This window comes from Streptomyces sp. NPDC021096 (assembly GCF_040641275.1).
Classification (GTDB): Bacteria; Actinomycetota; Actinomycetes; order Streptomycetales; family Streptomycetaceae; genus Streptomyces.
This window is the reverse complement of record NZ_JBFADG010000011.1, coordinates 78433-91032: the sequence shown is the minus strand read 5'-3', so window position 1 is coordinate 91032 and position 12600 is coordinate 78433. Positions and strand designations below refer to the sequence as shown.

General features: G+C 72.7%; 2 protein-coding genes. Both read left to right on the top strand.

Annotated elements, in window-relative coordinates; all coding sequences use genetic code 11:
• Positions 1–244 precede the first annotated feature (244 nt).
• Positions 245–10687: an amino acid adenylation domain-containing protein gene (locus tag AB0G59_RS17205; protein ID WP_360912356.1), complete on the top strand. Its 10443-nt coding sequence runs from the start codon at positions 245–247 to the stop codon at positions 10685–10687.
• On the top strand, positions 10675–12429 hold the full coding sequence (locus AB0G59_RS17200) for a condensation domain-containing protein (RefSeq protein WP_360912354.1): 1755 nt from the start codon (positions 10675–10677) through the stop codon (positions 12427–12429). Before AB0G59_RS17205 ends, AB0G59_RS17200 begins: the two co-directional genes overlap by 13 nt.
• Positions 12430–12600 lie beyond the last annotated feature (171 nt).

The window sequence follows — 12600 nt, the reverse complement described above, 5'->3', positions numbered from 1 at the left end:
CAGTTGGTTCGTGTATTGTCGCCCAGACGCTCGACCATGCTTGGGCGTCCAACGGGGGGAACCGGGGGGTTGTAATCGTTTTGCAGTATTCAGGGGGAATCTGCCTGCGGGCTTCCTCCTGCCCTTCCGCGGCCACTGATGTGGGCGCCGCATCCCTTACGTATTCATTCTGAATGGTCGGCGCCGATTCGGCTCCGCTACGTGACGGAACCGGCGCGCCGGCAGCGACCGCGAAGGAACGATCATGTCCGCTTCTCCGGACCGGCAGCTCGCCCTGACCTCGGCTCAGAGCGGGATGTGGCTCGCGCAGCGCTTTGCCGCCGGCCGCCTCGACTACAGCATCGCCCAGTACGTCGAGATCCGGGGCGCGCTGGACACCGGCCTGTTCCTGCAGGCGGCACGGCGCGCCTTCGACGAGGCCGACGCCTCCCACGTGCGATTCGCCGAGACCAGCGGCGACCCCGTGCAGATCCTCGGCGCCGACCGGGCGTGCGCGGTGCCGTACCTGGACCTCACCGACCGGCCCCGTCCGGCGCAGGCGGCACGGCAGTGGATGGACGAGGAGCTCGAGCGGCCGCTCTCGCTGGAGGACGGCCGCACCCTCTCCCTCGCCCTGCTCAAGGTCTCCGACGAGATCCACTACTGGTACCTGCGCGCCCACCACGCGGTGTACGACGGCTTCAGCGGCTCGGTCGTCGTGCGACGGGCCGCCGACATCTACACCGCCCTCGTCGAGGGCCGCCCCGTCGGGGAATCCCCCTACGGAAGTCTCGAAGACCTGCTGGACTACGACCGCGACTACCGCGACTCCGCCGCCTTCGCCGCCGACCGCGCCCACTGGGCCGCCACTTTGACGGACCGTCCGGCCCCCGTCTCCTTCGGGCAGGCCGGCTCCGGCCGGACGCCCGGCCGCATCCGGGTGTCGGCCCACCTGGAACCGGAGCGCATCGACGCCCTGCGGCGCGTGGCCCAGAGCTGCGGCGTGCCCCTGCCGGCCCTGTTCGTCGTGGTCGAGCTGCTCCACGTCGCCCGCCTGACCGGGGAACGGGACGTCATCCTGGGCCTGCCCGTCACAGCCCGCTCCAAGGCCGTGCGCCGCACCCCCGGCATGGTCTCCAACGTCGTGCCGCTGCGCCTGGCGGTCGACCCGGACGAGAGCCTGTCCGGCCTCCTGGCCCGGACCTCCGCCGCGATGCAGCACGCCCTCGGCCACCAGCGCTACCGCTACGAGGACATACGCCGCGACCTGAAGCTGAGCGAGGCCGGCGAGCCGCTGGTCGGACCGCACGTGAACCTGCAGATCTTCGACTACGCACTGGACTTCGCCGGCTCCCGGGCGAGCGTTCACAACCTCACCAACGGCCCCGTCGAGGACCTGGCGTTCATCGTCTACAGCGGAACCGAGGACACGCCCTGGCGCGTGGACCTCGACGCCAACGCGGAGCTGTACACCACGGCGGACCTGGCCGTTCACCAGGAGGCCGTGCTGCGGATCATCGACGGCCTCGCCGGCGCGGACGCCGGCCGGGCCGTCGGAGCCTTCGACGTCCTCGCCCCCGAGGAGGGGCGACGCCTGCTCACGGAGTGGAACGACACCGCACGCCCGTACCCCGCAGCGACCCTGCCCGAGCTCTTCGAGGCCCAGGCGGCGCGCACACCCGCCGCCCCCGCGGTCGTCTACCAGGGCGAAGCGCTCTCGTACGGCGAACTCGACGCCCGCGCCGACGCCCTGGCGCACGTACTGCGCGGGCTGGGCGCCGGACCCGAGCGCCTGGTGGCCCTCGCCGTCCCCCGCTCCGCCGAGTTGATCGTCTCGCTGCTCGCGGTGCTCAAGACCGGCGCGGCCTATCTGCCGATCGACCCCGACTACCCGGCCGACCGCATCGCCGCCATGCTCGCCGACGCCCGGCCGACGGCGCTGATCAGCACCGCCGACACCGTCGGCCACCTGCCGGGCACCGACGGCATGCCGCTGCTGCTGCTCGACGACCCCACGACGGCGGCCGGCCTGCGCGAGGCACCCGGCCCCCGCCCGTACGCCGACGGCGCCCGGCCCGTACTGCCCCGCAACCCCGCCAACGTCATCTACACCTCGGGTTCGACGGGCACCCCCAAGGGCGTTGTCAACACCCACGAGGGCCTGGTCAACCGCCTGCTGTGGATGCAGGACCAGTACGGGCTCGACGCCACCGACCGGGTCCTGCAGAAGACCTCGTGCGGCTTCGACGTCTCCGGCTGGGAGTTCTTCTGGCCGCTCATCACCGGGGCCGCCCTGGTGGTCGCCGAGCCGGAGCGGCACAAGGACCCCGCCTACATCGCCGAGCTCATCGCCGGGCAGGACGTCACCACCGTGCACTTCGTGCCGTCCATGCTCAAGGGCTTCCTCGCGGAACCCTCCGCCGGCCGGTGCCGCTCCCTGCGCCGGGTGATCTGCAGCGGCGAGGCGCTCCCGGCCGAACTGGCGGCCCGCTTCCACACCGTCCTGGCCTGCGAACTGCACAACCTCTACGGGCCGACCGAAGCGGCCATCGACGTCACCGCGTTCGCCTGTGCGCCCGACGCCGCGGCGGACTCCGCCCCGCCGATCGGCGCCCCCATCGCCAACACCCGCGTCTACGTCCTCAACCGTGCCCTGCAGTCGGTGCCCGTGGGCGTGATGGGCGAGCTCTACCTCGCCGGCACCGGCCTGGCGCGCGGCTACCTCGACCGCGCCCCGCTCACCGCCGAGCGCTTCGTGGCCTGCCCCTACGGCCCGGCCGGCTCCCGCATGTACCGCACCGGCGACCTCGCCCGCTGGAACACCGACGGCCAGCTGGTCTACATGGGCCGCGGCGACGACCAGGTGAAGATCCGCGGCGTGCGCATCGAGCCCGCCGAGGTCGCCTCCGCACTCGGCCGGCACCCGGACGTGGGCGAAGCCGAAGTGATCACGCGCGACGACGGCCCGGGTGGAAAGCACCTGGTGGGCTATGTGGTGCCGGACTGGCAGTCGCTCTCCGACCGCCTCGAACGGGGCCGGCGGGAACAGGTCGAGCAGTGGGAACAGCTCTACCAGACCATGTACGACTCCACGCCGCTGACCGACTTCGGCGAGGACTTCACCGGCTGGGACAGCAGCTACGACGGCGAGCCGATCCCCCTCGACGCCATGCGCCACTGGCGCGCGGACGCCGTGGAGCGCATCCAGGCCCTGGAGCCCCGCCGGATCCTGGAGATCGGCGTCGGCAGCGGCCTGCTGCTGTCCCGGCTCGCCGGCACCACCGAGGCCTACTGGGCGACCGACTTCTCCGCCGCGGTCATCGACAGGCTCCGCCGGCAGACGGCGGCCCGGCCGGAGCTCGCGGACCGGGTCGAGCTGCGCGCCCGGCCCGCCCACGACTTCGACGACCTGCCCACGGGATTCTTCGACACCGTCGTCATCAACTCCGTGGTGCAGTACTTCCCCAACGCCGACTACCTCACCTCCGTGCTCCGGGGCGCCCTCGACCTGCTGGCGCCGGGCGGCGCCCTGTTCGTCGGCGACGTACGGAACCTGCGGCTGAAGCGGGCGCTGGACACCGCCGTGCAGCTGGCCCGCAGCGGCACGGACGCCGACTCCGCGGCCGTCCGCCGGGCGGTGGACCAGCGGGCGACCCAGGAGAACGAACTCCTGGTCGACCCCGCGTTCTTCCACGCCCTCGCCCAGGCGGACGACGCCGTCGACATCCGGGTCAAGTCCGGCCCGTACGACAACGAGTTGAGCCGGTACCGCTACGACGTGGTCATCCGCAAGCAGCCCGCGCGGGCACCCGTCTCCGCGGCCGGGACACCGCACTGGCAGTGGGGCGAGGACGTCACCACCGCCCGCGACCTCGCCGACCGGCTCGCCGCCGAGCGCCCGGCCCGGCTGCGCGTGACGGGCGTGCCCAACGCCCGTACGGCACACGAGGCCGCGGCCGCGCGCGCCCTGTTCGCCGGCGGCTCCCTCGCCGAGGTCCGGGCCGAACTGCGCCGCGCCGCCGGCCCGGCCCCGACCCCCGACGCGCTCCACGACCTGGGCGAAGCGCTCGGCTACCAGGTGGCCGTCACCTGGTCGTCCGAAGGGGCGGACGGAGAGCTGGACGCCCTCTTCCTCCCGGGCGGCACCGGCGCCCTGACCGACGTGTTCCTGCCCCGGGACGCACAGGCCGCCGACCGGCCGCTCACCAACAACCCCGCCCTCGGCCGCATGGCCGGCGAGCTCGGCGCGGCCCTGCGCAGCCACCTGCGCGACGTCCTGCCGGACTACATGGTGCCGTCGGCGGTCGTGGTGCTGGACTCCCTGCCGGTGAACGCGAACGGCAAGCTGGACAGGAAGGCCCTGCCCGCACCCGACTTCCAGGCCGAGGTCACGGGCCGCGCCCCGCGCACCGCCCCCGAAGAGGTGCTGTGCGGCCTGTTCGCCGAGGTGCTGGGCCTGCCCGCGGTCGGCATCGACGACAGCTTCTTCGACCTCGGCGGCGACAGCATCAGCTCCATCCAGCTCGTCAGCCGGGCCCGCAAGGCGGGCCTGGCCATCTCGCCCCGCGACGTCTTCCGCCACAAGACCGTCACCGCGCTGGCCGAGGTCGCCCAGCCCGTCACCACGGCCGCGGCCGAGCACCACGCGTCCGGCGTGGGCGAGGTGCGGCCGACACCGATCGTGCACCACCTGCACGGGCTGAACGGCCCGGTGCGGCGCTTCCACCAGTCCATGGCCCTCCGTGCCCCGGCCGGCCTGCGCGAAGCCCTGCTCGTGGACGCGCTGCAGTCGGTCGTCGACCATCACGACGCCCTGCGCCTGCGCCTGCGGGACGGCAGGGAGTGGACGCTCGAGGCCACCGCACCGGGAACGGTCGACGCCCGGAATCTCGTGCGCCGCGTCGACGTGTCCGCACTGAGCGGCGACGAACGCAAGGCCGTGCTGGAGGAGGAGACCGCCCGTGCGGTGGACCGGCTCGATCCCGAAGCGGGGGTCGTGCTGCAGGCCGTGTGGTGCGACGCCGGTCCGCGGGAGTCCGGTCATCTGCTGCTGGTGATCCACCACTTCGCCGTCGACGGCGTCTCCTGGCGCGTCATCGTCCCCGACCTCGCCCAGGCGTACGAGGCCCACGCCGCCGGACAGCGCCCCGCACTCCAGCCCGTGGGCACCTCGGTGCTCCAGTGGGCCGAGTCACTGCACGAGCTGGCCCACGCCCCGGAGCGCGTGGCCGAACTGCCGCTGTGGTCCCGCATGTTCGAAGGTCCGGATCCGCTGCTGGGGCGGCGGGCGCTCGACCCGGAGCGGGATCTCGTATCCGGTCGCCGCACGCTGTCGTCGACGTTGTCGGGTGCGTGGACGGCTGAGGTGCTGACGGGGGTGACCAAGGTCTTCCACGCCGAGGTCAACGACGTGCTGCTGACCGCGATGGGGCTGGCCGTGGAGGACTGGCGGCGCCGCCGGGGTCTGCGGGGCGGTGCGGTCGTCCTCGACGTGGAGGGCCACGGCCGCGAGGACGTGGTGGAAGGGGCCGACCTGTCCCGTACCGTCGGCTGGTTCACCAGCCTCTTCCCGGTGCGCGTCGAGCCGGGCGTGAGCGACTGGGACGAGGTCTGGGCCGCCGGACGGGCTGCCGGGGCGGCGCTGAAGCGGGTGAAGGAGCAGGTACGGGCCATTCCCGATCACGGCATCGGCTACGGCCTGCTGCGCTACCTCAACCCGGCCACGGCGGCGGAGCTCGCTTCGTCCCCCACGCCGCAGATCGGGTTCAACTACCTGGGCCGGTTCGCGGCGTCGGGTGCGGCGGACTGGGAGCCGGACCTTGAGTTCGGTGGTTTCTCGGGCGGTGCGGATCCGGGTCTGCCGTTGGCTCATTCGCTGGAGCTGAACGCGTTGACGGAGGACGGTCCGCAGGGGCCGCGGCTGGTCGCGCACTGGTCCTGGGCGGACGGGATCTTCACCGAGGAGGAGATCCAGGACCTGGCGGACACGTGGTTCAGGGCCCTGGAGGTACTGGCCACCCACGCACAGAACCCCGACACCGGCGGCCACACCCCCTCCGACCTGCCCTTCGTGACCCTGACCCAGGAAGAGGTCGACCAGCTGGAGGGCGCCACCCCCGGCCTCGTCGACGTGCTGCCGCTGACGGCGTTGCAGCAGGGACTGGTGTTCCACGCGGCCTACGACGAGCAGTCCCCGGACGTGTACAACGTGCAGCTGGGCATCGACCTCGACGGCGCGCTGGACGCCGAGGCGCTGCGGCTGGCCGCCGAAACGCTCCTGCAGCGCCACGGCAACCTGCGGACCGGCGTCCGGCAGGCCGACCGGGCGGGCGCGGTCCAGGTCGTCCAGTCCCACGTCCCCCTGCCCTGGGCCGTGATCGACGTCGCCGACGAGGCGGAGGCCGACCGGATCGCCGACGAGGACCGCTCCCGCCGCTTCGACCTGGCGGCGGCGCCGCTCCTGCGCTTCACCCTGCTGCGGCTCGGTGCGGAGCGGCACCGCTTCTTGTTCACCACCCACCACCTGCTGCTGGACGGCTGGTCCATGCCGCTGGTGATGCAGGAGCTCTTCACGCTCTACGGCAGCCGCGGCGACACCCGGGCCCTGCCACCGGCGGTGCCGTACGAGGACTACTTCCGCTGGCTCACCGCGCAGGACGACGACGCGGCGAAGGAGGCGTGGCGGGCGGCCCTGTCGGGCCTGGAGGAACCCACTCGGCTGGCCCCCCAGGCCGACGGCCACGCCTCGGTGACCCCCCACCACCGCGTCGAGCGCGTGCCGCGCGAGCTGACCGATGCCGTCACACGTCAGGCACGCCGTCACGGCCTCACCCTGAACACCGTCGTGCAGGCGACGTGGGGCCTGCTGCTGGCACGGCTCACGGGCCGGGACGACGTGGTCTTCGGCACCACGGTGGCGGGCCGCTCCCCGGAGGTCCCGGGCGTCGAGACGATGGTCGGTCTGTTCATCAACACCCTGCCGGTACGGGTGCGGCTGGAGCCCTCCGAGCCCCTGCTGGGCCTTGCGGCCCGACTGCAGCAGGAGCAGGCGGAACTCTCCGCCCATCAGCACCTGGGCATCGCCGACATCCAGCGGCTGACGGACGTCGACGGCGAACTCTTCGACACCCTCACCGTCTTCGAGAACTACCCCCTCGACCCCGACGCCCTCTCCGGGGCGCACGGCCTGCGCGTCGCCGGTCTGCGGACCCACAACGACGTCCACTACCCGCTGGCCCTGATCGCCCTGCCCGGCGACGAGCTGACGCTGGACTTCGGCTACCGCCCGGACCTGTTCTCCCCGGACGACGTCGAGCGCCTCATCGAGCGCTTCCTCCACCTCCTGCGGACCTTCGCCGAGGCGACCCCGCACCTCCTCGCCCACGACGTCGACGTCCTCTCGGACGGTGAGCGGGAGCGCGTGCTCGAGGTGTGGAACGCGTCCGCGCGGGCGGTGCCCGTGACGGGTGTGGTCGAGGGCTTCGAGGGCGTGGTGGCCGCTTCGCCGGACGCCACCGCCGTGGTGTGCGGCGATACGGAGCTCTCGTTCGCGGAGCTGGACGCCCGGGCCAACCGCCTGGCGAGGGCCCTGCGTTCGCGGGGCGTCGGACGTGGCGATCTGGTGGCCGTGGCGGTGCCGCGGTCGGCGGACATGGTCGTGGCCGTGCTTGCGGTGCTGAAGGCCGGCGCGGGCTACGTGCCGGTCGACCCGGGGTATCCGGCGGACCGGATCGCGTTCATGCTGGCCGACGCCTCACCGCGCCTGGTGGTGACCACGGAGGCGGTGGCCGGCGCCCTGCCCGGCACCGGCGTCGCGGTCCTCGTCCTGGACGACGCGCGGTGCGCGGACGAGCTGGCACGGGCGGGCGATGCCTCGTTGACGCCCGGCGAGCCGGTGCCCGACGGCGCGCCGGCGTATGTGATCTACACGTCGGGGTCGACGGGGAAGCCGAAGGGCGTGGTGGTCTCCCGCCGGTCCATGTCGGTGTTCCTGTCCTGGGCGGTGGAGCGCTTCGGTCCCGGGGGCGGTCTGTCGAAGGTGCTGGCGTCGACGTCGTTGTCCTTCGACGTGTCGGTGTTCGAGATCTTCGCGCCCCTGCTGGCCGGTGGCCGCATCGAGGTGGTGCCCGACCTGCTGGCGCTGGCCGAGCGGCGCTGGTCCGGGTCGTTGATCAGTGGCGTGCCGTCGGTGGTCTCCGCACTGCTGGAGGCCGGCGCTCCGCTGGGCTGCGAGCGGATCGTGCTCGCGGGCGAGGCACTGCCGGAGCAGCTGATGCGCCGGCTGCGGACGGACGCGCCGGGTGTGCGCGTGGCGAACCTGTACGGGCCGACCGAATCCACCGTCTACGCCACCGGCTGGCACGAGAGCGATCCGGGCGAGGTGCTGGCTCCGCCGATCGGGCAGCCCCTGCCCGGTACGCGGGCGTACGTGCTCGACGGGCGGCTGCGGCCGGTGCCGGCAGGGGTGACGGGCGAGCTGTACCTTGCCGGGCCCAAGGTCGCCGACGGCTACCTGGGCCGACCGGGCCTGACCGCTCGTCACTTCGTGGCCGATCCGCACGGTCCGGCGGGCTCGCGGATGTACCGCACGGGTGACCTGGCCCGCTGGGACGAGAGCGGCGTGCTGCACTACCTGGGCCGGGCCGACCACCAGGTCAAGATCCGTGGGTTCCGTATCGAGCTCGGGGAGATCGAGAGCGTTCTCTCCCGGCACCCCGACATCACCCACGCCACCGTCACCACCCACACCACTCCCGCCGGCGATCACAAGCTCGTCGCCTACGTCACCACGGCGGCGGGCACCCATCCCTCGCACGAGGAACTGACCCGCCACATCACCGCCACGCTGCCCGACTACATGGCACCGGCCGCGACCGTGGTCCTGGACACCCTCCCCGTCAACGCCAACGGCAAGCTCGACAGAAAGGCCCTGCCCGCACCCGACTTCCAGGCCGGAACGTCCGGGCGGGCGGCCCGCACCGTTCGCGAAGAGGTGCTGTGCGGCCTGTTCGCCGAGGTGCTGGGCCTGCCCGCGGTCGGCATCGACGACAGCTTCTTCGACCTCGGCGGCGACAGCATCAGCTCGATCCAGCTCGTCAGCCGGGCCCGCAAGGCGGGCCTGGTCATCACCCCGAAGGACGTCTTCCACCGCAGGACCGTGGCAGGGCTGGCCGAGGTCGCCGACGCCACCGCCCTCGCGACCGCCGAGCGCCCCGAGGACGGAGTGGGCGACGTGGAGCCGACGCCGATCGTGCACCACCTGAGGGACCTGGGCGGGCCGGTGCGCGGGTTCCACCAGTCGATGGTGGCCCGGGTCCCGGCCGGCCTGCGCGAACCCCTGCTCGCCGACGCGCTGCAGTCGGTCGTCGATCACCACGGCGCGCTGCGGATGCGACTGCGCGCGGACGGAGAGTGGACGCTCGAGGTCACCGCGCCGGGAACGGTGCCGGCCGGGCACCTGCTGGGCCGGGTGGACGTGGCGGGGCTGGGCCCCGCCGCGCGCAAGGCCGTGCTGGAGGAGGAGACCGCCCGTGCGGTGGACCGGCTCGATCCCGGGGCGGGGGTCGTGCTGCAGGCCGTGTGGTGCGACGCCGGGCCGCGGGAGTCCGGTCATCTGCTGCTGGTGATCCACCACCTGGCCGTCGACGGCGTCTCCTGGCGCGTCCTGCTGCCGGACCTCGCCCAGGCGTACGCGGCCCACGCCGCGGACCGGCAGCCGGACCTGGAACCGGTCGGCACCTCACTGCGCCAGTGGGCCCTGCGGCTCGGGGAACTCGCCCGGAGCCCCCAGCGGGCGGGCGAGCTGAGCCTGTGGTCCTCGATGCTCGAGGGCCCGGATCCGCTGCTGGGACGGCGGGCGCTGGACCCGGAGCGGGACGTGTTCGCGCGGCGCCGCACGTTGTCGTCGGCGTTGTCGGGTGCGTGGACGGCTGAGGTGCTGACGGGGGTGACCAAGGTCTTCCACGCCGAGGTCAACGACGTGTTGCTGACCGCGATGGGGCTGGCCGTGGAGGACTGGCGGCGGCGCAGGGGTCTGCAGGGTGGTTCGGTCGTCCTCGACGTGGAGGGCCACGGCCGCGAGGAGATCGTGCCGGGCACGGACCTGTCCCGCACCGTCGGCTGGTTCACCAGCCTCTTCCCCGTCCGGATCGAGCCCGGGGTCTGGGACTGGGACGAGGTCTGGGCCGCGGGCCCCGTCGTCGGGGCGGCGCTGAAGCAGGTGAAGGAGCAGGTGCGGGCCATCCCCGACCACGGCATCGGCTACGGCCTGCTGCGCTACCTCAACCCGGCCACGGCCCCGGCACTCGCCCGGGCCGACCGCCCGCAGATCGGGTTCAACTACCTGGGCCGGTTCGCGGCGTCGGGTGGTGCGGGGGACTGGGAGCCGGACCTTGAGTTCGGTGGTTTCTCGGGCGGTGCGGATCCGGGTCTGCCGTTGGCTCATTCGCTGGAGCTGAACGCGTTGACGGAGGACGGTCCGCAGGGGCCGCGGCTGGTCGCGCACTGGTCCTGGGCGGACGGGATCTTCACCGAGGAGGAGGTCCAGGACCTGGCCGATACGTGGTTCAGGGCCCTCGAGGCGCTGGCCACCCACGCGCAGAACCCCGACACCGGCGGCCACACCCCCTCCGACCTGCCCTTCGTGGCCCTCACCCAAGACGACATAGACCAGTTCCAAGAGGAGCTCGACGAAGAGTGGGAGATCTGACGGTGCGGAAGACGGTACGGAACAAGCCCAGGATCGAGAACGTCCTGCCGTTGACGGCGCTGCAGGAAGGGCTGGTGTTCCACGCGGCCTACGACGAGCAGTCCCCGGACGTGTACAACGTGCAGCTGGGCATCGACCTCGACGGCGCGCTGGACGCCGAGGCGCTGCGGCTGGCCGCCGAAGCGCTCCTGCAGCGCCACGGCAACCTGCGCATCAGCGTGCGCCGCCGCGCCCAGGGCGACAGCGTCCAGGTCGTCCAGTCCCACGTCCCCCTGCCCTGGACCTTCGCGGAGGTCGCCGGCGAGGCGGAAGCGGACGAGATCGCTCTCGAGGACCGCTCCCGCCGCTTCGACCTGGCGGCGGCACCGCTCCTGCGCTTCACCCTGCTGCGGCTGGGTGCGGAGCGGCACCGTTTCCTGTTCACCACCCACCATCTGTTGCTGGACGGCTGGTCGATGCCGCTGGTGATGCAGGAGCTCTTCACGCTCTACGGCAGCCGAGGCGACGCGCGCGTCCTGCCGCCGCCCGTTCCCTACGAGAACTACTTCCGGTGGCTCGCCGCGCAGGACGACGACGCGGCGAAGGAGGCGTGGCGGGCGGCCCTGTCGGGCCTGGAGGAACCGACGCGTATGGCCCCCCAGGCCGACAGCCACCGGTCGGTCACCCCCCGGCACCGCGTCGTGCGCCTGTCACGGGAACTGACCGAGGCCCTGACCCGGCAGGCGCGCGGCCATGGGCTGACGCTGAGCACCGCGGTGCAGACGACGTGGGGCCTGCTGCTGGCACGGCTCACGGGCCGGGAGGACGTGGTCTTCGGCACCACGGTGGCGGGCCGGCCTCCGGAGGTCCCCGGCATCGAGTCCATGGTGGGCCTCTTCATCAACACCGTGCCCGTACGCGTACGGCTGGAGCCCTCCGAGCCGCTGCTGGGCCTTGCGGCCCGGCTGCAGCGGGAGCAGGCCGAACTCGCCCCGCACCAGCACCTGGGCATGGCCGACATCCAGCGGCTGACCGATGTCGGCGGCGAACTCTTCGACACCCTGACCGTCTTCGAGAACTACCCCCTGGACGCGGACGGCCTCTCGGAGGCGCACGGACTGCGCGTCGCCGGTCTGCACTCCCACAACGACGTCCACTATCCGCTCGCCCTGATGATCCTCCCCGGCGACGAGCTGACGCTGGACTTCGGCTACCGCCCCGACCTCTTCACCGAACCCGACGTCGACCTCCTCGTCCAGCGCTGCGTCCGGCTCTTCACCGCCTTCGCCGAGGCCACCCCGCAGCTGCTCACCCACGACGTCACCGTCCTCACCCCCGAGGAGCGGCACCGGGCCCTGGAGGGCTGGAACGACACCGCCCGCCCGGTGCCCGCCGCCGGAGTCGCCGAGCTGTTCGAGGCACAGGCGAAACGTTCACCCGGGTCCACCGCGGTGGTCTTCGAGGACGAGGAGATCTCGTACGCCGAGCTGAACGAGAAGGCGGACGCGCTGGCCCACACACTGCGCGCCCGGGGCATCGGCCCCGAAGGGATCGTGGCGCTGGCCGTCCCCCGCTCCGTGGAGATGGTGACGTCCATGCTCGCGGTACTCAAGACCGGCGCGGCCTACCTGCCGATCGACCCCGACTACCCCTCCGACCGCGTCGCCTACATGCTCGCCGACGCCCGCCCGCAGCTACTGATCACCACCGAAGCCACCCGGCACCTGACGGAGGCCGAGGACACGGAGTGCCTCCTCGTGTGAGGTGCCCGCACCGGCCGGAGAACGGGGGCCCGGCCCCCGTTCTCCGGCCGGTGTGTCCTACATCACCCGAGGGGCTGCGGGGCCCGGTTTTCCGTGATCCACTCCCCGCGGGCTCCGGTTGCGCCCGGAAACGAGTCGAGGCCTGATTCTCGATGAGAATCAGGCCTCGAC

Coding starts and splice junctions, on each gene's coding strand:
- AB0G59_RS17205 (WP_360912356.1), top strand. CDS start 245: ATGTCCGCTTCTCCGGACCGGCAGCTCGCCCTGACCTCGGCTCAGAGC.